This is a genomic window from Mucilaginibacter sp., from assembly GCF_964263795.1.
Classification (GTDB): domain Bacteria; phylum Bacteroidota; class Bacteroidia; order Sphingobacteriales; family Sphingobacteriaceae; genus Mucilaginibacter.
On sequence record NZ_CAXVWK010000016.1, the window covers coordinates 119,316 to 141,353 of the forward strand.

Genomic DNA, 22,038 nt, shown 5'->3' on the forward strand with positions numbered 1-22,038 from the left:
TTAATAAATTGTAACGCTAATAGTATTATTTGTTTGTGCTTTAATTGTTATTAGGGGCGCTACTATATTATCTTGTGCGTTAACAACACCGTCGCCGTTGATGTCCTGAAATTTTATGCCGCCAATAACAGCTATGGGGTTTTGAGCTGGGCTTGCACTGATGTCTGCCTGCGTTTTAAATATAGCGACCGGCACCAGCCCCGAATAAAAGTTCTTGGCGCTTCCGTTTTCCACTATTATATAATATTGATTTTGATACTTAACGTTAAATTTTACTCTTCCCGATACATCTGTTGTATTGGTGTAGGTTGGCACATTATCTGAAACTGCATTTGCGCCTGCATATAATTTAATTGTTGCTCCGGGTGATGCGGCGTTAGTCGCACCGTTTATCACATTTATTTCAAGAGATGTTGTAGGGTCATCTTTTTTACAAGAACCTGCAAGCACTACAGCTAAAATTAGCACCAATAAACCATTAATCTTTATTTTCATCTACCCTATCTTTCTGTAAATCCCTTTTAAATTCCTGCCTAACTCTTTGTAATCTAAACCATAGCCCACTACAAACTCATTAGGGATCTGGAACGCTACATACTTTAATTCCTCGATGCTGTAAACCACGGCATCGGGTTTAAAGAGCAGGGAACATACCGTGATGGATGCCGGTTCGCGAACCATCAGTTTTTCGATCAGGTATTTGATGGTGTTACCGCTGTCGATAATATCTTCAATCAGGATCACGTCTTTACCCTTAATGTTTACGTGCAGGTCGAAATCATCGCGGATGGTGCGGGTGCTGGACAAGCCGCCAAAGTAAGAGGCCAGCTTAGTGAACGTAACCTCGCAGGGCACTACAATTTCTTTCACCAAATCGGCAGCAAACATAAAAGAGCCGTTAAGGATGCCTACAAATATGGGCGTCTTTCCTTCAAAGTCTTCATTGATCTGCCGCGCTACTTCGGCAACGCGCTGCTGGATCTTTTCCGGAGAAATTAACGGTTCAAATTCCAGATCGTCTATTTGTAGTTTCATCGTACTAAAATAAATTTATTTTTTAATGTGTCATATAAAAATATCGTCGGTACGATTTACGGCTTAACCCTTAGCCGCATCTTGACCGGCAGATCACATTTACGCAAAAGATAAATACTATATTTGAACTGCATGACAGACCATTACGTTCACACGCTCGCTAACGGCATCAAAATACTTTTTAAACCGTCTCCATCGCCCATTACGCATTGCTGCTTTGTTTTTAAGGCCGGCTCGCGCGATGAATTGCCTGAACAGGAGGGCCTGGCCCACTTTATTGAGCATTTACTATTTAAGGAAACAGAAAGGCGCAATACCCCGCAGATACTAAACCGCCTGGAATTGGTAGGTGCCGATCTTAATGCTTACACCACAAAAGAATATACCTGCATCCACGCATCGTTGCTTAACCAGCACCTGGAGCGCACTGTAGATTTTTTTGAAGATATCCTGTTTCACTCCACCTTCCCGCAGGAAGAAATTGAAAAGGAACGCGGCGTTATCCTGGATGAGATTGCCAGTTACCAGGACCAGCCAGAAGAAGCCATTCAGGACGATTTTGAAGAACTGCTTTTTGCAGGGCACCCCATCGGCAAAAATATTTTAGGGACACCGGAATCTGTAGGCGCGTTTACAGTTGCCGACATCAGGCAGTTTATCCAGGCAAATAACAATACCCATCAAATGGTTTTTGCCGTTTATGGCAATTACGATTTTAAAAAACTGGTTAAGCTTTGCGAAAAATATTTTGGCAATGTGCCGGAGAATACAGCGCAAAAACATCGCGTAGCACCGGCAGCCATTAAAAGCTCTTTACATCAAATTCAAAAACCTATAACACAAACGCACTGTGTTTTGGGCGGCAGGGCTTACCCCTCGGCCCACCCTAATAAGTATGGTTTATTGTTGCTCAACAATGTATTGGGCGGCATGGGCATGAGCAACCGGCTCAACCTCGAGATCCGTGAAAAATATGGTATTGCCTATACTATCGAAAGTAATTATACTTCGTTAACAGATACCGGGATTTTCTCCATTTACTTTGGCACCGATGCTGAAAAGGCCGGCAAAGCACTCAAACTGGTGCACAAGGAGTTAAAAAAGCTGCGCGATAACAAACTAGGTACTGTACAATTAAAGCAAGCCAAAGAAAAGTTCATCGGTCAGATTGCCCTTGCCGAAGAAAACCGCATGAGCATGATCATATCTATGGCCAAAAGCCTGCTCGATTTTAACAGGATAGATTCGTTAGAAGATATATTCAGCAAGATCAATTCGGTTACGGCCAATGAACTACTGGAGATTAGCAATGAAATATTTGATAATGACGGTATGATAACCTTATTATTTGAGCCTAAAGCGTAAATCTATTACTTTTGTATAATGAAATATCCTATTATAGCATATGGCGACCCTGTTTTAAGGCGTAAAGCAACGTCAATTGAACCTGATGAGTATCCGCATATTAAAGAGTTGGTTGATAATATGTTTGATACTATGTACGGTGCCCGTGGTGTAGGATTGGCCGCCCCGCAGGTAGGTATGTCCATGCGGTTATTTGTTATAGATGTATCGCCGTTTGACGATGAGGAGCCTGCGTTAAAGGGATTTAAAAAGGCTTTTATAAACGCGCGTATTTTAGAAGAAACCGGCGAAGAATGGTCATTTAATGAAGGCTGTTTGAGCATCCCGGATATCCGTGAGGATGTATCGCGCAAACCGGTTGTGCGTTTGTCCTATTACGACGAGAACTGGAAACATCACGAGGAAACATTTAACGGAATGGCTGCACGTGTTATTCAGCACGAGTATGACCATATTGAAGGTAAACTGTTTACCGATAAGCTAAGCCCGCTTCGTAAACGACTTATTGAGAAACGCCTTAACGATATTTCAAAAGGGGCGGTTGATGTAGATTACCGCATGAAATTTCCGGCGGCTAAAAAAGGAAGATAAAATTTAGATCCGAGGCGTTGATCGCCAGGATTACGATTGTATAAGTTAACAAAAGCGGCGCTTTCAAAATGAAAGCGCCGCTTTTGTTTATGTCTTAATTCAGTTCTCCAATCTTAATTTGACGACGAACCGCGGCTCTTATCGCCGTCTGATATCGACTTGATGAGGCTGCCCCAGGCAAGCGGATTTAGCAATGGATTGGTTATAGAATGGGAGTTTACTATGTTATTATGAAATTGGTTGGCATTGGCCGACTGGATCTCGTGCCCATCCCGCGGCAGGGTATTTTGCGATGCGAATAAAGTGGCACGCATAATATTTTTACGGGCTACCTCCAGGTCGTCGTCGGCAATTCTGGCGGATACAAAATCTTTACGGAACTCATCTGTAGTTGCCCAGGGAAACAGGCGCACCACCGGCAGATTATTGATCTGCGGTTTAATGAGTACCTGCGCAGTGTAACTTTTGCTGGTTACCTTCGCCGGGATCACAACGGTAACCGGCGCATAGCCAACTGCGGTAAACTTAAGGGTATCCTGCTCATGCACCACAAAAGAAAAATAGCCTTTGTAATTGGCCGAGTAAACCGCGTCCTTATTGCTTTGGTTGGTAATGTTTACAAACGGGACCACCACATTGGTACTATCGGCATTAAAAATAACGCCGGTAAATTGCACCAAAGGTTTGTCATTCCGCTGGGCAAATGCAACAAATGATGCAAAAACTAACAATATAGTTATTAACTTCTTCATTTATAAACCTGTAGTATAACTACCCATATGCTTAAATTATTGTTTTAAACACCAGGCAAAAATACGGTATACAAGTTATTGGTAAGGTTATTTAACAAATCTTAACAACTACCTCAGGTTCTCAGGCAGTACGGCATTGGGGTCGTCAATGTCGGTTAGGTTTACGGCTTCAATACCGGTTATCTCTGGTACGGCTTTTAAAATAGCTTGCTCTATGCCCGCTTTAAGTGTCATGATGCTCATCGGGCAAGACCCGCATGAACCCAGTAACTTCAACTTAACTACTTTTTCAGGAGTAATTTCTTCTACAGAAACATTGCCGCCGTCTGCCTCTAAATAAGGGCGAATGGTGTTCAATGCTGCCTCTACCTGATCGTGTAAACTCATTTTATTTAATTATATAGTAAAGTTATTTAAAAATATTTAAATAGCCTAATTAGCAGTTGTTACCGGCGGCGTATTAGCCGCCTGCGCGTTATAGATAGAAACCTGCTGGGCAACCCGCCTGGCCATTTCCATAAACGCCGAATTCATTACGCCTTCTTCTTCCATAACTATCGGCCGGCCGGCATCCCCGCTATCGCTGATGCTTTTGATCAATGGTATCTCGCCCAAAAAAGGTACATCTAAAGTTTGCGCTAATTTATGGCCACCGCCCTGTCCAAAAATGTAATATTTATTGTCCGGCAATTCTGCAGGCGTAAAGTAGCTCATGTTTTCAACTATGCCCAAAATGGGTACGTTTATAGCCGGCATCAAAAACATGCCTATCCCTTTTTTCGCATCGGCAAGGGCAACTTTTTGCGGGGTGGTAACTACCACAGCTCCTGTTACCGGGAAGCTTTGCGTAACGGTGATGTGTATATCGCCGGTACCCGGTGGCAAATCTATCACCAGGTAATCCAGTTCGCCCCAGTCGGCATCGTTAAACAGCTGCTTTACCGCTGTAGATACCATTGGCCCGCGCCATGGCACCGGTTGGTTAGGATCTGTAAAAAAGCCTATGGATAATAACTTGATGCCAAACTTTTCAATCGGTTCAATACGTGTTTTGCCGTCTATTTGAGTGGCCTTTGGGCGCTCGTTCTCTAAACCGAACATGATCGGGATAGAAGGCCCGTAAATATCCGCGTCGATCAAGCCAACTTTTGCGCCGGTTTTAGATAATGCTAACGCCAGGTTTACAGATACGGTAGATTTACCTACTCCACCCTTGCCTGAGGCTACCGCTATAATGTTTTTCACCCCCGGTACACCGGTATTACGCTGCGATGTAACGCGCGAGGTCATGTTTACCGTTACCTCTATATCTTTACTGATAAAGTGACTGATAGCATTGCGGCAGGCATTCTCAATCAGCGCCTTTAACGGGCACGCCGGTGTTGTTAAAACAACCGAAAAGCTTAGCTTGTTACCTTCTATATAAATATCCTGTATCATGTTAAGGGTAACCAGGTCTTTTTTAAGATCTGGCTCCTCTACATTACCCAGGGCTTGTAATACTTGTTCTTTAGTTATTTCCATTTTATTTCATCACAAAAATACGAAAACAGGTAGCAGCCTGCGTTGTTATCAAAAACAATTTGCTTTAACCAGCCGTTTGCACCACACCATATTTAGTTTAGTTTTGAACAAATTTATCAGATGCGCCGTATCAACCCCAAATATATCCGTATTGCAGGTATCGTAGCTGCGGTAATAGTAGTTGTAATGCTGATAGGTGGATACATTGCCTATTCTAAACGCGAGGTGCTGCTTCAAAAAGCCATCAGCAAAGCTAAAGCAAAAGCCAAAAGGGATTATAATTTAGATGTAAAAATAGGATCGGCACACTTTACAGGCATCAGTACTGTTGCCTTTTCAGATATCTCTGTGGTCCCATACCAGCGCGACAGTCTTTTTTCGGTAAAGCGTTTTGATGTTAGTGTAAAGTTGTTTCCTCTGATTTTCGGTACCATCAAACTGGCCGATGTAGTAGTGCAAAATGGCCATTTGAACCTCACCAACAACAAAGGTGTTAAAAATTTCGACTTCCTGTTTAAAAAGAAAAAAGACACAACCAGCACCCGCAAGGTTGACCTTTCTGAACTTTCTAACAATCTTATCAACGATGTACTTTACAAAATACCGGATAACCTGTCGCTAACCAACTTTTTGGTGAGTTACCGTGATGATACCACCCGCATGAGCGCCCTTGCGCAAACCGCAGTGATCAATAGCGGCAAACTGGCCTCTACCATTAAGGTTGATGACGGTGCAGCGCAGGCCACCTGGCACTTCGACGGTAAAATGCATGCGTCGGATAAAGATATCGATGTGCGCCTTTACGCTGATGGCAAAAAGGTGGAATTGCCCATCCTGCAAAAGAAATTTAAGGTAAAGCTGAACTTTGATACACTGACAACCAAGCTTACCAAAGTGAGCAACAGCAGCGGCGAAACCAAGATCTTCAGTTACCTGTCGGTCCGCAACCTGCTCATTAACCATCCGGGGCTATCTACAACTGATATTGTTGTACCTAGCGGCGCTATCGATGCCAACGTATTTGTGGGCGAAAACTATGTATCGTTGGATAGCTCATCAGTTATCCATTTAAAAAAAATAACGGCTAACCCCTACATCAAATACACGCTTAAACCGGTAAAAATTTACGAGCTTAAAGTTCATACCGATTGGCAGAACGCCCAGGATATATTCGATTCGTTCCCTACCGGAATGTTTGAATCATTAGAAGGTATTAAGGTAGCCGGTAAGCTGAGTTACAACCTTAACCTTTTTTATAACTCAAAGCAGCTGGATAACCTGCAATTTGATTCGCGGCTGGATAAAGATAATTTCCGCATCATCAGCTATGGCAAAACCGATCTGGGCAAGCTGAACAAGACATTTGTTTACACTCCGTACGAAAAAGGCAAGCCGATGCCGCCACACGTGATAGGGCCGGAAAATGTTGACTTTACCCCATTGGAACAGATCTCACCTAACCTGCGTAACGCGGTGATGACGGCAGAGGACCCTTCATTTTACCGCAACAAAGGTTTTGTGGAAGAGTCTATCCGCAAATCTATCATAACCGATATTAAGGACCATAAATTCAAGCGGGGCGGCAGCACCATATCTATGCAGCTGGTTAAAAATGCCTTTTTAAGCCGCAACAAAACGCTCTCCCGCAAAATTGAAGAGATCCTGATTGTGTGGATGATTGAGAACAACCGCATCATGAGTAAAAACCGCATGCTGGAAGTTTACTTCAACATCATTGAGTGGGGCCGCGGTATTTACGGCATTGGAGAGGCTGCACGGTATTATTTTGGCAAATCGCCGTCAGAACTAAGCCTGGGCGAATCAATCTTCCTGGCCAGCATAGTGCCTAATCCTAAAGCCGGTTTATATGCATTTGAAGCCGACGGCAGCTTGCGCGGCCGACTTCACGGATACTTTAACCTGATAGGCCGATTGATGGCCGGTAAAGGCTTAACCGCCCGCGATTCGAATGCTTATGGCTTTTATAGCGTGCGTTTAAAAGAGAGCCTGAGAAGGACCATTGCGCCAATAGATACAGCTACTGCCGACAGCCTGATTAAACAAACAGCCGAAGATGAAGGCGTTGGGGTGGCACCGGTTTTTGAAGAGCCTAAACGCCCAAGTTTTATACAGCGCTTATTCGGCAAAAAGGATACTACCCCCGCGGCCAAAGCCGAGGAAAAGGTGAAGGAAACCAATGACATGATCAAGCAGCGTTTAAAGCAGGAGATCAGCGCCATGAAAGATGATTACAAGCGACGGATAGATAATGTGGATACCGCCGGCAAAACCAAACAGGAGATAAAAGACGAAAAGAAACGCCTGAAGCAGGAAAGTAAGGACAAGGAAAAGGAACTAAAGGCAAAGATGCCTTAATTTGACGGCTGGATGCAAGAGAAATTCACAGCATACTTACCACCAGCTTTCATTATGCCGGGTGATAATGAACAACTGCTTGCTGCAATTGATGCGCTATTCGCAATCGGCACACAAACTTTTGCCGAAATAGTAGAAGCATTAAAGCAGGAAGAAAAAGAGAAGTTTGGCTCGCCCGAGATCACTAACCTGCGGTTCGAGGTCAAACGTTACAACCCGGTAACCTTGGCCGGCCGCCTGCGCATCAATTATGATTTACAGCTTACCTTTAGCTGCTCGGCACTGGTTAATGACCTTAATAACCAGCATTCTTACTGGGATTTTTTTATTGACCCGGAAACAAGGCAAATACATTTCGAAGGCGAGCCATACGGTGACCTGCGATCAACCGCCGGCGAGCTATAAATCCAGCCCAAATTAGTTTACCTGATCATGACGCATTTGCATGTTACAACATGTAAATTTGAGCCAATTATAAAACGAACCACCATGTCATTAGTAGATAAATTAAAATGGCGTTACGCCACCAAAAAATTCGACAGCACTAAAAAGATAGCTGCCGATAAATTAGAATATATTTTAGAGGCAATACAACTGGCTCCTACATCTATAGGCCTTCAGCAATTTAAAGTGCTGGTAATTGAAGATGAATCGATTCGTGCCAGGTTACGTGAAGCAGCATTTGGCCAGCCGCAAGTTACCGATGCCTCACACCTGATTGTTTTTGCCGCAGAGATACTTACGCCGGAGCATGGCAAAAAATATATAGATCATGTTGCAGCTACGCGGAATGTAGAACGTGCAACCCTTTCAGGTTTTGAAGATATGGTTCAGGGAGCTATCACCGGCCGCACCCCCGAACAGCTTTTAGTCTGGGCACAAAAGCAGGCTTACATCGCTTTAGGTGTATTAATTGCAGCAGCTTCTGAACAAGAGGTAGACAGTGCACCAATGGAAGGTTTTAACCCGGCAAAATTTGATGAGATACTGGGCCTAACAGAAAAAGGACTTACTGCTACCGTCATAGCTGGTATTGGCTACCGTGCTGATGATGACCCAAACAGTAAACTTAAGAAAGTTAGAAAACATAAAGACGATATGTTTATCCGGATATAAATTATCCATATTTCGTATTGACTAATATAAAGCGCACCAACACCTAATAGTTGTACAGTTGCGCTTTTATTATTTACTTCTAGTTACGGTTTAACTCCAAAATGCAATTAAACGAAGGACTAAAAGCAAAAAACTAATCTTTAATTAATTTTTAATAACTATTTGTTACTGTCGGCACAGGCTTTGCATAAGAGGTTGAAAATAACAGCCATGACCAAGAAGATATTAATAGTTGACGATAACGACCTGATAGTTGAGGTAATGAGCTATATCCTTTCTAACAACGGATATGTCGTTTCTACGTTAAATAGCGGGGAAGACGTCATCAACCAGGTAAATAACACCCAGCCGGATCTATTGATCCTTGATGCCTTGCTGCCCGGTATGGACGGCCGCGAAATTTGCAAACTCCTCAAAAATAACAAATCAACACACCAGCTGCCAGTGATCATATGTTCGGCAACTGATGATGTGGCTAAAACGCTTGACCAGACAGGCGCGCCGGATGATTTTTTGAGCAAACCCTTTGACATTACGGCGCTACTTGACAAAGTAGAGAACCAACTGGCTGCATAAGGCAGTATAAATTAAATGAAAAAGGCAGATCCAATTAGCTGGGTCTGCCTTTTTTGTTGTCAGTGACTGTTTACTATTGAAATATACTTTGTGCTTTTTTTATCGTTTTTTCCAGATCGATGCCTTTGTCTAAAACGCCTTTAAAAAGGTCGCCCTCTTTTTTGAGGCGGGCAATGGAATTATGGATGGTAAAGTGTTTCATGGTAAGGCCAGGCTTTACCTCGTCCCAATGTAGGGGCATGGAAACGGTTGCACCTGGTTTAGGGCGAAGTGAATAAGGCCCTGCAATAGTAGCACCCGGGCGGTTCTGTAAAAAATCCAAATACATTTTCCCTTTACGATTTTTGATCATCCGCTCCAAGGATGTGTAATCCGGTATTTGCTGATGTACAATATTGACAATTAGTCGGGCAAACATTTGCGACTGGTCGTAATCGTATTTAGCCCCAAGCGGGATATAGATGTGCATCCCGGTGGAGCCCGACGTTTTACAATAGCTGGGCACATCAATCGCATCCAGCACTTTTTTAACTTCCTGGGCGGCCTCTATCACCTGGTCAAAAGTATTCTTGTCCGGGTCAAGATCGATAATGCAATAGTCCGGGTTATCCGGCGATTGTACGCGGCTAAACCAGGGGTTCATTTCAATGCAGCCTAAAGATGCCATCCACAATAGTGTTGCTTCATCATGCCCAACCAGGTAGTCTTTATCCTCGCCATCACTGGTGGTGTACGGGAAAGTTTTAACCCAATCAGGCGATTTGCCTTTAACATCTTTTTGGTAAAAACTCGGGCCATGGATGCCGTTAGGAAACCGGTTGAGCGATTGCGGCCTGTCTTTTAAATAAGGCAAAATGTATTCGGCTACCTGGTAATAGTAGTTAAACATATCCCGTTTGGTTATGCCATCCTCGGGCCAGTAAACTTTGCTCAGGTGGGTAAATTTTAAATCATGCCCGCAAATCTTTTTAACCTGTGTTTCTTCTTTAGGGTTTAGCAACGTGCGCTTAACAGATTCTTTCGGTGCGCTTACTAATTTATGTTTAGCGGGCTGCTCATCGGTTGTTTTTTCTGATGATGATTTATGTTCTTTCGGCTTTTCAGCTGCTTCAACTACATCTGTTGTATCTGCTTCCGTCTCACGAATTACATCTTTGGCTTTTTTATCAACCCGCATCCCCTCGAAGGATGGGTGCCTAAAAACCCCATCGCCTGTCACTTCGGTAAAGCTCACCTCGCAAACCAGGTCGGGTTTTAACCAGGTCGCTTTAGCCTTTGGCGGATTAGGCCTGAACCGCGATGGCTTGTTCACGTCGGGCTCAGTGTCAAATGGCAACTTATCGGTAATTATAGGCTTAAACAAGGCCATCATTTCCTTTTGTAACTTGTCAGAAAAACCGGTGCCTACCTTACCAACATAACGAAGTTTGCCCTCTTCATAAACACCCAACAGCAACGAACTAAATTGCTTGGCCGTACCTTCATTTTTAGTGAAGCCGCCAATCACCACTTCCTGGCGCTTGTTGATCTTGATCTTTAGCCAGTCTTTAGACCGTGCATCTGCCGCGTACGTACTATCGGCACGCTTAGCCATTATACCCTCAAGGCCTATTTTACCTGCCGCCTCAAAAAACTCGGTTCCGTTTGCTTTAAAGGTTTGGCTAATGCGCACACGGTCATCGTCTGTTGGCAGCACGTCTCTAAGAACGGCCTGTCGTTCTATCAATGGTAAATCCATCAGGTTTTTACCCTCGTACCATAAAATATCGAATACATAAAGTACAAGTTCTCCGTCAGCCTCGCTGCGCCAATTCTGCAACGCACCAAAGTTTGATACCCCCTTATCGTTCAGCACCAGGATCTCGCCGTCTATCACCGCGTTTATGTTCCAGCCTTCCAGCAGGGTTTTCAGCGGGTAGTATTTTTCATTAAAATCTTTGTTGTTGCGCGATAGCAGCTGCACTTCGCCTTTGTTAATGAAGGCCAGCGCACGGTAACCATCCCATTTTACTTCGTACACCCAATCGGGGTCATCAAAGGGTTCGTTTACCAATGTGGCCAGCATAGGTTTCATGCCGGTTGGGATAGCTCCTTTCGGGGCTTTTTTCAGAATAGCCTTTACATCCTGCTCGTCTGAAGCGGTAGCGTTATCGGCAACATCAGCCAGGTCGTCCGCAGGTTCATGCGGTTTTTTTTTTGACGCTATTTTTTTCTTGGGCTTATCTTCTTCCACATCTTCTTCATGCCCGTGCTGCCACACTTTTTCGCTGGTCTTTTCCATCTTCTCGATGGTTTTGCCGGATAGTACCGATTTATCTTTTTTGGTAATATCAGCTGCCGATGCAAAATCGTCCTTATGTTTGATCAGCAACCAGCCATTTTCGCCCATGCCATGGGTTTTGACCAAAGCATACTCCCCCTCCAATTTTTCGCCGTGAAGTTTTATTTTAAGTGAGCCATCTTTAAGCTGTTTAAGCAGGTGCTTTTCCTGGGCTTTTTTACCCTTTATTTCTTCTATCGGCTCATAGGTTCCCTGGTCCCAAACAATCACTGTACCGCCTCCATACTCGCCTTCCGGGATGATGCCCTCAAAATTGCGATAGTCGAACGGGTGATCTTCTACCATCATGGCCAAGCGTTTATTCTTAGGGTCGGTAGACGGGCCTTTAGGCACTGCCCAGCTTTTTAATACGCCCTCCATCTCCAGCCTGAAATCGTAATGCAAGCGCGATGCATCGTGCTTCTGGATCACGAACATCAGCTTATCCTTATCTTTACTTTTTCCGGCTTTGGGCTCAGCGGTTTTTGTAAAATCCCGCTTCTCGACGTATTTTTCCAGGCTCATAGCGATTGATTATTTGTTTAAATAAGCCTGTACATCTTTTACAGCGGTACCTGCCGACTTAACAGCTTCTTTCAATTCGTCATGGCTAACGCCGAATTTTTCGCTCCAGTACTGCAATTCGTAATCTTCATTCACGTTTATTCTGTCCCTGTCCGGGCTGCCGGTATTCTGTTTATTATCCATAACAAATTATTTTAGTAACAAATTAACAGCCTTATTCTTAAATGGTTTGAAAGTGTGTTAATTACTAAGAAAATTTCTGATGAAGCATCTTTTCCTATTGATATGGCAAACTGTAGGGTAACCGCCGGCAGAAGCCAACAGCTATTAATTAAGGAAACGGTAATAGGAATTTGCTACCCGACCGTTTAACTTTCTTCAATGACAGACAAGATGTTACCTGCAGGATCTTTGAACCAGGCAATGCTTGGTCCGCCTTGGCCGCCATCACCGCGAGAGATGTTATTTTCATCTGTTTTAAGGTACTCGCTGTCATAACTTTCAAAGGTTACACCTTTTCCTTTGAGCGCATTTACCGCATCATCAATATTCGGTACCAGGAAATTGTAAACCGTAAATTCTGCAGGGTTGTGGTTTGGTTTAGGGTAGATGATAAAATGAGCGCCGCCGGCCGTATGTACCGTCAGGATATTACCCATCTGCTCATTCTTTTCCACGGTTAGGCCAAGGGCTTCTGCATAAAACTGCTGCGCTTTGTCGATGTCGTTGGCAGAAAAACTGCCGAATGCGTTTGAATCTTTTAACATGGTATTTCTGTTTTATGGTTGATAAGGCACTTATCCCCCGGTTTAATAAAACAAAAATACGGCCAACAATATGATAATCAGAGGTGTAAATACGACGTGTTAAGATGCGATTAACGCCATTGTGCTATGCTTGAGTAACTAACAGACTAAACATTATTCAATCTCAATATTCTCTAAATACTTGTATCCGCTGCCGGTATTGATCATTAATATCTGCTCGCCTGCACTGATCCAACCGGTGGCTTTTAGTTTTTTGTAAGCCTGCCAGAGTGCGGCACCCTCAGGAGCTATCAGCATACCTTCGCTGCGGGCAATTTCTTTCAGGGCGTGTTGCATTTCATTATCGCTGATGGTTAACGCGGTGCCTTTACTTTCGCGGAGTACTTTTAGAATGATCTTATCGGCATATGGTTTGGGCACACGCAGGCCGTTTGCTATCGTAAAACCACCATCGGCAAACGCCGAACTTTGATGCCCGCCATGGAACGCGGTTACAATGCCATCGCAACTTTCAGATTGTACAGCTACCATTCTCGGACGCCGGCTATCGATCCAGCCTATTTGCTCAAATTCATCAAACGCTTTCCAGATGCCAATGAGGCCGGTGCCGCCCCCAGTGGGATATAGTATCACATCGGGCAGGTGCCAGTTGAACTGCTCGGCAATCTCAAAGCCAAGCGTTTTTTTGCCTTCTAAACGGTACGGCTCTTTCAATGTGGAGATCTGGAACCAGTTGTTGGCCGCCGCATGCTCATTGATAAGCCGGCCGCAATCGCTGATGTTGCCATCTATCTCTAACAGGTGGGCGCCGTACAGGCGGCACTCGTCTTTAAATACTTGTGGGGTTAACCGGGGCATGTAAACAACGGCGGTAATGCCGGCCCTTGCCGCATAAGCTGCCAGGGCGCCGCCCGCATTACCGGCGGTAGGTGTTGCAATAGCCTCCACTCCCAGTTCCTTTGCTCTTGACACCGCTGCGCTGATTCCCCTAGCTTTGAACGATCCCGTTGGGTTGCCCGATTCATCTTTCCAAAAAACGGTGTTACCCCCGGCCTGGTCTTTCAAATTAACAAGCGGAATGATAGGTGTGAACCCTTCGCCCATTGTTACAATGTTTATAGGGTTGATAACTGGCAGCAATTCATGATACCGCCACATGTTTGCCGGCCGGCCGGTTAATATGGCGCGGTCTAAGGTTCGGCTTAGATCGTACCTGGCAAATAGCGAACTTTTACAGGCTTCATTAAGGCACACCGTTTGCACAACCGATGCATCATACCCGGCACCGCATTCCGGGCATATTAGATCAAGCAGTAAAGAAGTACTTATTGTGGGAGTGCCTGTCATGAGTGGTTATACTTAGGGCAAGTTATCAACAACAGCGGGCATCAACAAGTTTTTTATCAAATGCTTCCCAACAGAAAAGCTGTTTAAGCGCTGCATATGCTGATTTACAATTATTTATGAATGCCACCATTTTGGCAATTCAAACATTTTTAAGCTTAATCGGTTTTAGGTTCAGTTTTCACCTAAATAGAATTTTATGAAAATAAGAATGATCGTTCCCGCGCTATTGATAGGTTCAATAGTTGCATCGAGCTGTGTAAGCTCCAAAAAATATAAAGAATTGCAAGGCAATTACGACCAATTGCAAAACAGCACGCGCGATTTAAGTGTAAAGTATCAAACCAGTGAGCAGGGCCTTGCGGTAGCGCGCGGCCGCGTTAAAAGTTTGGAAGAACAAATAGCTTCTGAGCGTGCAAGCGCAAGACAACTGCAGGCTGCTTTAGACAAGTGTTTAACCAGCAGCGGCCAGGGTAATCTTAACATTTCTAAACTGGTAGACGAGATCAATAGCTCTAATAAATACATTCAGCAGCTGGTTAATGCCAAAAATAAAAGCGACTCGCTTAACATGGTGCTTACCAACAACCTAACCCGCTCATTAAGCCAGGCAGAAAGTAAGGATGTGGATGTGCATGTATTAAAGGGGGTAGTTTATGTATCCTTGTCTGATAACATGCTGTATAAATCCGGCAGTTATGAGATATCTGACAAAGCCGGCGCAACGCTGGATAAGATTGCTAAAATCATTAAAGATTACAGCACTTATGATGTGTTGATTGAAGGCAATACCGATAATGTACCGATCTCTCAGAAAAACATCCGTAATAACTGGGATCTGAGTGCCCTGAGGGCATCATCCGTTGTGCAGGCGTTGCAAAACACTTACCAGGTTGATCCTAAACGCTTAACAGCAGGCGGCCGTGGTGAGTATAACCCGATCGCCGACAACACTACCGAAGCAGGTAAGATCAAAAACAGGCGCACCCAAATTATCATTACCCCTAAGCTGGATCAGTTTATGGACCTGATAGGCAAAGCGCCGGAAACTGCACCTGCACAAAAATAAGCCAGGATAAATAACAAGCCCCGCTCGGTACCGAGTGGGGCTTTTATACTTTATTTACGGGGTCATGAAAAAATTCAACGCTTGCTGATCGGTGAGTTTGCCATCAAACATAGAAAAGCTATAATGCAAAAAGCCCTGTAGCAATCAACAAGGCTTTTCGTCGGGATGGCGGGATTCGAACCCACGACCTCCAGCACCCCATGCTGGCGCGATACCGGGCTACGCTACATCCCGGATTCCGGGGCAGCAAATATATAATTTGGAATAAAAAAAAAGTTTTGCGGTTAAGTTGCTGCCACCGCCTGCACGTGCTGCTCTGTTACCGCCATTACGTTGTGCGCCTGCTTTAGCTTTTCTTTTCGCAGGTAACGCATGTGTAAAAAGCCGATGAGCAATGCAATAATGCCTTCCAGTAAGATAGTATCGGGCGCGCCTATCCATTTAGACACCGAGCCTACCAGCAACCCGCCGATGGGCTGCAGGCCAAAAAATGCCATGGCATAAAAACTGATCACCCGGCCGCGCATGGCCGGTTCCACCGTAGTTTGGATAAGTGTATTGCTAATCGTGATCTGCGACATCATCCCAAAGCCGGCAATAGTGGCAAATACTAACGCCAACGGGTAAAGTTTCTCGTGAGAAAAAAGCATCAGTCCTATCCCGAACACAAGGGTATTGATACTTAATATCTTTTTTAAATTACTGCCCGGCTGCAGCGATGCCAGGAAGATGGCACCGCTAAAAGCACCCAATCCAATTACACTATCTATCACTCCAAAAGTTGTAGCATTCCCTTTAAAAACTTCGCGGGCGTAGTAAGGTATTAGCGTACTAAAGGGCAGTACAAATAAGCTGATGAGCCCCAGCATCACGATCACAAAGCTGATAGATGGCGTGGCTTTGATGTAAGCCCAGCCCTCTTTCAGTTCACCAAAGGCATTTTTTTTGTGAAGGGTTTTTACATAAGCCGGCAAACGCATCATTAGCAGTGATGCCAATACGGCAATAAAGCTTACTGCATTCAGTACAAAGCAAACGCCATCGCCAAAGCTTTCTAAAATAAACCCGGCTATCGCCGGCCCGATCAGCCGGGACAGGTTTACCATGGATGAATTTAGCGCAAGCGCGTTAGGCAGGTCGTTCTTGTCTTCTATCATCTCATATACCAGCGATTGCCTTGCCGGTACATCAAAAGCATTTACAATGCCCAGCAGCACGCTAAGGGTCAATATCTCCCAAACCTCGTAATGTTTAAGCAGTATGAGCACCGCAAGCAACGTTGCCTGTATCATTGATGCTACCTGTGTGCTCAGCAATACCCGGAAACGGTTGTACCTGTCTGACACTACACCGCCGAACATGGATAGCAGAAACGATGGGAACTGGCTGGCAAACAATGTAAGCCCCAGCATAAAGGTTGAATGCGTTAATGTGTAGATAACCCAGCTCACCGCTGTTTTTTGCATCCACGTGCCGATGAGTGAAATGGATTGCCCAGCAAAATACAGCCTGTAGTTACGACTGCGAAATGCCCTGAAGGTAGTTATGTTCATTGCTAATATTTGAACGACAACCATTGCCTGTTAATTGTTTTTGGGCGCCGTTGTAATAGTTAAGTTACCCATTCAAGCATTTTAAAATAGGCGGCGAGGATTACTTAGGAGTAAACCCGGTCTTCTTTTTTATAGGAGAGTCACAGATCAAACAAGGTCGAATGCGCGGGCGTATTGCATCAGTTCGAAAGTGCTGGCGTTTAGTTTTTGTTTAATGTTTTTACGGTGTGTTTCGGCAGTACGTACCGATATAAAAAGTTCCTCACCTATTTCTACCGCGCTTTTGCCCATTGCAACCAGCGTTAGCACCTGCCGCTCGCGCTTGGTAAGCGTTGAATAACTCTTGTAATTTTTGCGCAAAAAATTATTCTCCTCCAGCAAGCGGGCGGCTTTCGCTGTCATGTGGTGCATCGCATCTATCGGCACGGCGATAGTAATGGAACGACTGGGCTTTCCACTTTCTTCGCGTGCAAATATCTTAGTGCTCGACATATGCCAAACCCAATCCGGCTTGCCGGGCAGTTTTACTTGCTGAAAATAGGTTACTATCTCATTGTTATTATTCCGTTCCAACAGGCCCAATATCTTAGGAACATAATCCTGGGCGTCTTCGGGGTTAAAGTATTGCTTGTAATAATCGTCTGCCGCCAGGGCAGTTACCTGCTCAAGAGAGGCTTGCAGGTCATTCAATCCCCGTTCAGACATATAAACCACACGTTCATCGGCAAGGTCATGAATAATAACCACACAGGGCAAATGCTCAAAACTTGCAATGTGTTCCTGAATTTGGGCTTCCATTATTTGGTGATAGGGCTTTTTAATCTCTGTTAAACTAGGTTTAATTGCTTTAATTGTAAACTAATGTTTTAATTATGTTCAGCTATACCATTAAATCTGCTATTTTCGTTTATCTCGTACCCGCGAACGCTGCTGCTCATTATGACATCGCCACAGAACTATGAATTGCTGATCGGAAAGATCAACACATTTATTCGTAAATACCACTATAACAATCTGCTGCGCGGGCTGATATTTTTGGGTGCGGGCTTGTTTTCGGCGTATGTTGTAATCACCCTTAGCGAGTACTTCGGCAATTTCAATACGCTTACCCGTACCCTGCTTTTTTACTTTTTTATTATGCTTAATCTGGGGCTGGTGGCATGGCTAATTCTACCTCCTTTACTGGCCTGGGTAAAGTTAGGTAAAACCCTCACGCATGACCAGGCGGCCGAGATAATTGGCAGGCACTTTAACGATGTTCATGACAAGCTGCTGAACACCCTGCAGCTTAAAAAACAAGTGGATGAACACCCCGCCCACCGCGAACTGCTGGAAGCGAGCATCAACCAAAAGATTGAAGCGCTGAGTCCGGTAAGTTTTCCCTCTGCAATTAATATTAGGGACAATACAAAATATTTGAAGTGGGTTATCCCGCCTGCCGCCATCATTTGTATTATTGCATTTGCGGCCCCATCTATCCTCACAGAAAGCACAAAAAGGCTTATCAGGCATAACGAGTACTTTGCCCCTGCGGCCCCATTTCAGTTTGTGGTGCTTAATAAAACCCTTTCTGCCGTACAGGGTGAAAACTTGAACCTGGAACTTAAACTTACCGGCGACCGGCTGCCGGCAGATGTCTATATCGAAACAAGCAGCACCACCTTTAAGCTGGACAAGGATAATATCAGCAAATTCCACTACCTGTTTAACAACTTGCAGCAAAACACTAGTTTCCGGCTTAGCGGTGGCGGGTTTAAATCGGCACCTTACCTGATCAGGGTAAACCTTAAACCTGTTGTGCTAAATTTTGATGCTGAATTAACGTACCCTGCATATTTGCATAAAAAAGCGGAGGTGGTTGCCAATGCCGGCGACCTGACTGTACCGGCCGGAACCTTGGTTAACTGGAAATTTCACACCCAAAACGCAACCGGCCTTACATTTTCAATAAATGACAACGTCAAAAACATCAGCCCTGCCGCAGACGATACTTTTGAACATCGCGAACGCATTATTAAAACTAGTTTCTACAAGGTTGCCCCTGTTAACAATACTGTAAATCAAATCGATTCGGCCGGGTACCGCATAAATGTTGTGGCAGACGAGGCGCCATCAATTGCTGTAGAAGAAAAGCCAGATTCCGTTAGCATGAAAGCTTTTTACTTTAACGGGAAGATACAGGATGACCATGGCTTCTCCTTCCTTAGCTTTCATTATAAAACAGGCGAAAAGGGTAGCGAACGCAAATTTAACAGGCCTGTAAAGGCTGACCTAGGAGCTACGCAATCTGGCTTTTTTTATTTTTGGAACTTAAAAGAACTCGGTATTAAACCCGGTGATAACGTTACTTATTTTTTTGAAGTGGCCGATAACGACGCGGTAAGCGGGCCTAAAACAGCGCGCAGCCCGGAGCGAACATTAAAAGTACCTGATGCTGCTGCACTTGCAGAGCAATTAAACGCCGGCACCCGAGCCGTGAAGCAAAAAATGCAGTCGGCAGTAAAAATTGCCGGGCAGATAGAGAAGGAAGCGCAAAAGCTCAACCAATCGTTTCTTGATAAAAACAACCTGTCATTCGATGAAAAAAAGCAGGTAGAGCAGCTATTGCAAAAGCGTAAAGATTTAGATGATCTGATCAAAGAAATTCAAAAGGAAAATAAAAAGAACCAGTATAACCGGCAGGAAAGTCAGCAGCAAAAAGAAGAGCTTACCGAAAAACAGCAGCAAATGGACGAGTTGTTGAAAGATATGCTGGATGATAAAACTAAAGACATGCTGCAAAAATTGCAGCAATTAATGGAGCAAGACCAAAAGGACGCTACCCGCGATGAGTTGCAAAAAATGCAGAGCGACAATAAATCGACAAAAAAAGAACTGGACCGTTTACTGGAGCTTTACAAAAAGCTGGATTTTCAGCAAAAGTTAAACCAGGTGGTTAACCGGCTAACCGAACTGGCCAACCAGCAGCAGCAGCTGGCTGACAAAACGCCGAATGCTGATGCAGGCCAGAATTTAAAGGGGCAGGAAAAATTAAACAACGAATTTCAGAAAATAAAAAAATCTCTGGACGACCTGAAGAAAACCAACGAGCAAAACGGCAATAAAGAAAAATTTGATAACCCGGAGCAGGACAAACAGGCTATTGAAGAGCAAATGAAGCAAAGCAGCAACAGCCTTCAAAAAAACAATAAGCAACAAGCTTCAAAATCACAGCAGCAGGCGGCAAAACAAATGAAGCAGCTGGCCGGCAAATTGGAACAGGATGAGCAGCAAGGTGAAGAAAGCCAGAATGCTGTTGATGCCCGGCAGCTGCGGGAATTATTAAAATCACTGGTAAACAGTTCGTTCACGCAGGAAAAGATCATGCAATCGTTACGCACTACTTACCCTAATGATCCGGCTTATATTACTTTGGCGCAGAACCAAAAAGATGTAAAAGACAACCTTAAAACAGCAGAGGATACCTTATACGCCTTAAGCAAGCGTATTCCGCAAATCCAATCAACCGTTAATAAAGAGATCACCAGCATAAATGACCATATAGACCAAGCGCTGAACAACCTGGGCGAGCGCAATACCCCGCTGGCAACGCGCAACCAGCAATTCGCAATGACTGCCATGAATAACCTTGCGCTAATGCTGAGTGAAGCGCTTAGCCAGTTGCAAAAAATGCAGAACAAAAGCGGCAATGGCAAAGGCAAGCAGGGCAGCCCCTCTATGTCGCAGTTAAGTAAAATGCAGCAGCAATTAAATCAAAATATGCAGCAAGCTCGCGATATGATGAAACAGCAGGGCAACCAGCCGGGGCAGCAGGGCCAACAGGGCATGAGCGAAAGATTGGCAAAAATGGCACGCCAGCAGCAAATGATCCGCCAAACGTTACAGCAAATAAGTAAAGAGAACAACAAAGATGGCACAAACAGGTTGGGTAATTTGGACAAAATTTCAAAAGAAATGGAACAAACTGAAAACGATCTCGTAAACAGGAGAATTACAGATGAGGCGCTGAAGAGGCAACAACAAATACAAACGCGGCTGTTGGAAGCAGAAAAAGCTGAACAACAACGCGAGCAGGATCAAAAGAGGGAAAGCCGCGCCGCAAATGATATGCCGCCCGGATATATAAAAGCTTTGCAGAATTATGAGCAGGTAAAGACAAAGCAAACAGAACAGATTAGAACAGTACCTTCGGCACTTAATTTGTATTACAGGCAAAAAATTAAACTTTACTTTGACCAACTCAATGCAAAATAACATGGAACCGGCTAACGTGCAAACAAGCGAACTATATACATTGCAACTTCCATCGAAATATGAGAGCATTACCCAGCTGGAAACCCTGATTGAAGAAGTAGCGGATAAATACCAGGTGAGCGAAGATACCTTTGCCAACATGATGACCTGCCTTAATGAAGCCGTTATTAACGCTATTTTGCACGGCAATAAGCTGGATCCTGATAAAACCGTTATTGTTAATGCAGATGTAGAGCCGAAACGGATCATCTGGACAATATCAGATGAAGGGCCCGGTTTTGACTATAATGACCTGCCAGACCCTACCGCACCAGACCGCCTGGAAGAACTGACCGGCCGCGGGGTATTTATACTTAAGCACCTGGCAGACCAATGCATATTTAATTCCTCGGGTAACGAGGTTGAACTACATTTTAAAATATAATGCCCGCCATTACTTTCCACGAGGAAGACATAGCCTATAAATTAAATAACAAAACCGCTGTTCGTAAATGGATCACAGATACAATTGTAAATGAGGGATTTGATTTAGAGGAACTTACCTATGTTTTTTGCTCGGATGAATACCTGCTCCAAATCAACCGGCAATACCTTGATCACGACACCTATACCGATATTATTACCTTCGATAACTCAGATGTTAAAGGCCTTATCATAGGCGATATTTTCATTTCTATAGAGCGCGTTAAAGAGAACGCTGTTAAATTCGGCGTTACTACCGGGCACGAGCTGAACCGTGTAATGATCCATGGCGCCCTTCATTTGCTGGGCTATAAAGACAAATCGCCCGCCGATAAGAAAAAAATGACTTTAAAAGAGGATGAATATTTGGGTAAAAGAGACTTTAATAGCTAATTTTACGTACTTGAAT

Annotated in this window: 21 protein-coding genes and 1 tRNA gene; 10 read left to right on the forward strand and 12 right to left on the reverse strand. The window is 44.3% G+C overall.

What is annotated here, in order from left to right:
- Together ACE5CV_RS01975 and hpt are read right to left on the reverse strand one after the other, a co-directional pair.
- The gene (locus ACE5CV_RS01975) at positions 1 to 495 is read right to left on the reverse strand and encodes a hypothetical protein (protein ID WP_374948470.1); all 495 of its coding nucleotides are present in this window, start codon (positions 493 to 495) and stop codon (positions 1 to 3) included.
- Positions 496 to 1,035 carry a hypoxanthine phosphoribosyltransferase gene (gene hpt / locus ACE5CV_RS01980; RefSeq protein WP_374948471.1) on the reverse strand — a complete coding sequence of 180 codons (540 nt, stop codon included), beginning with the start codon at positions 1,033 to 1,035 and terminating at the stop codon, positions 496 to 498.
- Between the two features lie 132 nt (positions 1,036 to 1,167).
- Between hpt and ACE5CV_RS01985 the strand changes: the two genes are divergently transcribed.
- Positions 1,168 to 2,400 (forward strand): M16 family metallopeptidase, encoded by a 1,233-nt coding sequence (locus ACE5CV_RS01985; protein WP_374948472.1) that lies wholly within the window; start codon positions 1,168 to 1,170, stop codon positions 2,398 to 2,400.
- A gap of 18 nt (positions 2,401 to 2,418) precedes the next feature.
- Positions 2,419 to 2,991, forward strand: coding sequence for a peptide deformylase (def, locus tag ACE5CV_RS01990; RefSeq protein WP_374948473.1), 573 nt, complete (start codon positions 2,419 to 2,421; stop codon positions 2,989 to 2,991).
- 113 nt (positions 2,992 to 3,104) lie between these two features.
- On the opposite strand, the gene ACE5CV_RS01995 is transcribed toward def, so the two are convergent.
- The 3 genes from ACE5CV_RS01995 to ACE5CV_RS02005 all read right to left on the reverse strand — a co-directional run bounded on the left by ACE5CV_RS01995 (position 3,105) and on the right by ACE5CV_RS02005 (position 5,267).
- A complete protein-coding gene (locus tag ACE5CV_RS01995; RefSeq protein WP_374948474.1) occupies positions 3,105 to 3,743 on the reverse strand; it encodes a hypothetical protein in 639 nt (212 codons plus the stop codon).
- A gap of 108 nt (positions 3,744 to 3,851) precedes the next feature.
- A complete protein-coding gene (locus ACE5CV_RS02000; RefSeq protein WP_374948475.1) occupies positions 3,852 to 4,130 on the reverse strand; it encodes a NifU family protein in 279 nt (92 codons plus the stop codon).
- A 45-nt stretch (positions 4,131 to 4,175) separates the two neighbouring features.
- Positions 4,176 to 5,267 (reverse strand): Mrp/NBP35 family ATP-binding protein, encoded by a 1,092-nt coding sequence (locus ACE5CV_RS02005; protein WP_374948476.1) that lies wholly within the window; start codon positions 5,265 to 5,267, stop codon positions 4,176 to 4,178.
- Between the two features lie 120 nt (positions 5,268 to 5,387).
- Here ACE5CV_RS02005 and ACE5CV_RS02010 point away from each other — a divergent pair, with 120 nt between their 5' ends.
- The 4 genes from ACE5CV_RS02010 (at position 5,388) to ACE5CV_RS02025 (ending at position 9,335) form a co-directional block, all read left to right on the forward strand.
- Positions 5,388 to 7,643 (forward strand): transglycosylase domain-containing protein, encoded by a 2,256-nt coding sequence (locus ACE5CV_RS02010; protein ID WP_374948477.1) that lies wholly within the window; start codon positions 5,388 to 5,390, stop codon positions 7,641 to 7,643.
- Between the two features lie 12 nt (positions 7,644 to 7,655).
- Positions 7,656 to 8,048 carry a hypothetical protein gene (locus tag ACE5CV_RS02015; RefSeq protein ID WP_374948478.1) on the forward strand — a complete coding sequence of 131 codons (393 nt, stop codon included), beginning with the start codon at positions 7,656 to 7,658 and terminating at the stop codon, positions 8,046 to 8,048.
- Between the two features lie 84 nt (positions 8,049 to 8,132).
- Complete coding sequence (locus ACE5CV_RS02020; protein WP_374948479.1) at positions 8,133 to 8,759, forward strand: NAD(P)H-dependent oxidoreductase; 627 nt, start codon at positions 8,133 to 8,135, stop codon at positions 8,757 to 8,759.
- Positions 8,760 to 8,969: 210 nt separating this feature from the next.
- Entirely contained in the window at positions 8,970 to 9,335 is a 366-nt protein-coding gene (locus tag ACE5CV_RS02025; protein WP_374948480.1) for a PleD family two-component system response regulator, read from the forward strand.
- 73 nt (positions 9,336 to 9,408) lie between these two features.
- On the opposite strand, the gene ligD is transcribed toward ACE5CV_RS02025, so the two are convergent.
- From ligD to ACE5CV_RS02045, 4 genes are all read right to left on the reverse strand, one after another.
- Positions 9,409 to 12,180, reverse strand: coding sequence for a DNA ligase D (gene ligD / locus ACE5CV_RS02030; protein ID WP_374948481.1), 2,772 nt, complete (start codon positions 12,178 to 12,180; stop codon positions 9,409 to 9,411).
- Positions 12,181 to 12,189: 9 nt separating this feature from the next.
- A complete protein-coding gene (locus tag ACE5CV_RS02035; RefSeq protein ID WP_374948482.1) occupies positions 12,190 to 12,363 on the reverse strand; it encodes a DUF3606 domain-containing protein in 174 nt (57 codons plus the stop codon).
- Between the two features lie 185 nt (positions 12,364 to 12,548).
- Positions 12,549 to 12,947 carry a VOC family protein gene (locus ACE5CV_RS02040; protein WP_374948483.1) on the reverse strand — a complete coding sequence of 133 codons (399 nt, stop codon included), beginning with the start codon at positions 12,945 to 12,947 and terminating at the stop codon, positions 12,549 to 12,551.
- A 153-nt stretch (positions 12,948 to 13,100) separates the two neighbouring features.
- Entirely contained in the window at positions 13,101 to 14,294 is a 1,194-nt protein-coding gene (locus ACE5CV_RS02045; protein WP_374948484.1) for a threonine synthase, read from the reverse strand.
- Positions 14,295 to 14,490: 196 nt separating this feature from the next.
- Here ACE5CV_RS02045 and ACE5CV_RS02050 point away from each other — a divergent pair, with 196 nt between their 5' ends.
- The gene (locus ACE5CV_RS02050) at positions 14,491 to 15,360 is read left to right on the forward strand and encodes a flagellar motor protein MotB (RefSeq protein WP_374948485.1); all 870 of its coding nucleotides are present in this window, start codon (positions 14,491 to 14,493) and stop codon (positions 15,358 to 15,360) included.
- 160 nt (positions 15,361 to 15,520) lie between these two features.
- Here the strand turns inward: ACE5CV_RS02050 and ACE5CV_RS02055 are convergent.
- The 3 genes from ACE5CV_RS02055 to ACE5CV_RS02065 form a co-directional block, all read right to left on the reverse strand.
- A tRNA-Pro gene (locus ACE5CV_RS02055) sits at positions 15,521 to 15,594 on the reverse strand.
- Between the two features lie 50 nt (positions 15,595 to 15,644).
- On the reverse strand, positions 15,645 to 16,913 hold the full coding sequence (locus tag ACE5CV_RS02060; protein WP_374948486.1) for an MFS transporter: 1,269 nt from the start codon (positions 16,911 to 16,913) through the stop codon (positions 15,645 to 15,647).
- Between the two features lie 147 nt (positions 16,914 to 17,060).
- Positions 17,061 to 17,711 carry a response regulator transcription factor gene (locus ACE5CV_RS02065; protein WP_374948487.1) on the reverse strand — a complete coding sequence of 217 codons (651 nt, stop codon included), beginning with the start codon at positions 17,709 to 17,711 and terminating at the stop codon, positions 17,061 to 17,063.
- Positions 17,712 to 17,852: 141 nt separating this feature from the next.
- On the opposite strand from ACE5CV_RS02065, the gene ACE5CV_RS02070 reads away from it, so the two are divergent.
- The 3 genes from ACE5CV_RS02070 to ybeY are packed head-to-tail and all read left to right on the forward strand — an operon-like array spanning position 17,853 to position 22,022.
- Positions 17,853 to 21,167, forward strand: coding sequence for a DUF4175 family protein (locus tag ACE5CV_RS02070; RefSeq protein ID WP_374948488.1), 3,315 nt, complete (start codon positions 17,853 to 17,855; stop codon positions 21,165 to 21,167).
- A 1-nt stretch (position 21,168) separates the two neighbouring features.
- Positions 21,169 to 21,591, forward strand: a complete 423-nt coding sequence (locus ACE5CV_RS02075) for an ATP-binding protein (RefSeq protein ID WP_374948489.1) — start codon at positions 21,169 to 21,171, stop codon at positions 21,589 to 21,591.
- Complete coding sequence (ybeY, locus tag ACE5CV_RS02080) at positions 21,591 to 22,022, forward strand: rRNA maturation RNase YbeY (protein ID WP_374948490.1); 432 nt, start codon at positions 21,591 to 21,593, stop codon at positions 22,020 to 22,022. The genes ACE5CV_RS02075 and ybeY overlap by 1 nt, the downstream gene beginning before the upstream one ends.
- The last annotated feature ends 16 nt before the right edge of the window (positions 22,023 to 22,038 follow it).

Excerpts from the sequence above, each read along its gene's own strand:
- ACE5CV_RS01985 (WP_374948472.1), top strand. The coding sequence starts at position 1,168 with ATGACAGACCATTACGTTCACACGCTCGCTAACGGCATCAAAATACTT.
- ACE5CV_RS02035 (WP_374948482.1), bottom strand. The coding sequence starts at position 12,363 with ATGGATAATAAACAGAATACCGGCAGCCCGGACAGGGACAGAATAAAC.
- ACE5CV_RS02045 (WP_374948484.1), bottom strand. The coding sequence starts at position 14,294 with ATGACAGGCACTCCCACAATAAGTACTTCTTTACTGCTTGATCTAATA.
- ACE5CV_RS02070 (WP_374948488.1), top strand. The coding sequence starts at position 17,853 with ATGACATCGCCACAGAACTATGAATTGCTGATCGGAAAGATCAACACA.
- ACE5CV_RS02015 (WP_374948478.1), top strand. The coding sequence starts at position 7,656 with ATGCAAGAGAAATTCACAGCATACTTACCACCAGCTTTCATTATGCCG.
- ACE5CV_RS02000 (WP_374948475.1), bottom strand. The coding sequence starts at position 4,130 with ATGAGTTTACACGATCAGGTAGAGGCAGCATTGAACACCATTCGCCCT.
- ACE5CV_RS02025 (WP_374948480.1), top strand. The coding sequence starts at position 8,970 with ATGACCAAGAAGATATTAATAGTTGACGATAACGACCTGATAGTTGAG.
- ybeY (WP_374948490.1), top strand. The coding sequence starts at position 21,591 with ATGCCCGCCATTACTTTCCACGAGGAAGACATAGCCTATAAATTAAAT.
- ACE5CV_RS02060 (WP_374948486.1), bottom strand. The coding sequence starts at position 16,913 with ATGAACATAACTACCTTCAGGGCATTTCGCAGTCGTAACTACAGGCTG.
- def (WP_374948473.1), top strand. The coding sequence starts at position 2,419 with ATGAAATATCCTATTATAGCATATGGCGACCCTGTTTTAAGGCGTAAA.
- hpt (WP_374948471.1), bottom strand. The coding sequence starts at position 1,035 with ATGAAACTACAAATAGACGATCTGGAATTTGAACCGTTAATTTCTCCG.
- ACE5CV_RS02075 (WP_374948489.1), top strand. The coding sequence starts at position 21,169 with ATGGAACCGGCTAACGTGCAAACAAGCGAACTATATACATTGCAACTT.
- ACE5CV_RS01975 (WP_374948470.1), bottom strand. The coding sequence starts at position 495 with ATGAAAATAAAGATTAATGGTTTATTGGTGCTAATTTTAGCTGTAGTG.
- ACE5CV_RS01995 (WP_374948474.1), bottom strand. The coding sequence starts at position 3,743 with ATGAAGAAGTTAATAACTATATTGTTAGTTTTTGCATCATTTGTTGCA.
- ACE5CV_RS02065 (WP_374948487.1), bottom strand. The coding sequence starts at position 17,711 with ATGGAAGCCCAAATTCAGGAACACATTGCAAGTTTTGAGCATTTGCCC.
- ACE5CV_RS02040 (WP_374948483.1), bottom strand. The coding sequence starts at position 12,947 with ATGTTAAAAGATTCAAACGCATTCGGCAGTTTTTCTGCCAACGACATC.
- ligD (WP_374948481.1), bottom strand. The coding sequence starts at position 12,180 with ATGAGCCTGGAAAAATACGTCGAGAAGCGGGATTTTACAAAAACCGCT.
- ACE5CV_RS02010 (WP_374948477.1), top strand. The coding sequence starts at position 5,388 with ATGCGCCGTATCAACCCCAAATATATCCGTATTGCAGGTATCGTAGCT.
- ACE5CV_RS02050 (WP_374948485.1), top strand. The coding sequence starts at position 14,491 with ATGAAAATAAGAATGATCGTTCCCGCGCTATTGATAGGTTCAATAGTT.
- ACE5CV_RS02005 (WP_374948476.1), bottom strand. The coding sequence starts at position 5,267 with ATGGAAATAACTAAAGAACAAGTATTACAAGCCCTGGGTAATGTAGAG.
- ACE5CV_RS02020 (WP_374948479.1), top strand. The coding sequence starts at position 8,133 with ATGTCATTAGTAGATAAATTAAAATGGCGTTACGCCACCAAAAAATTC.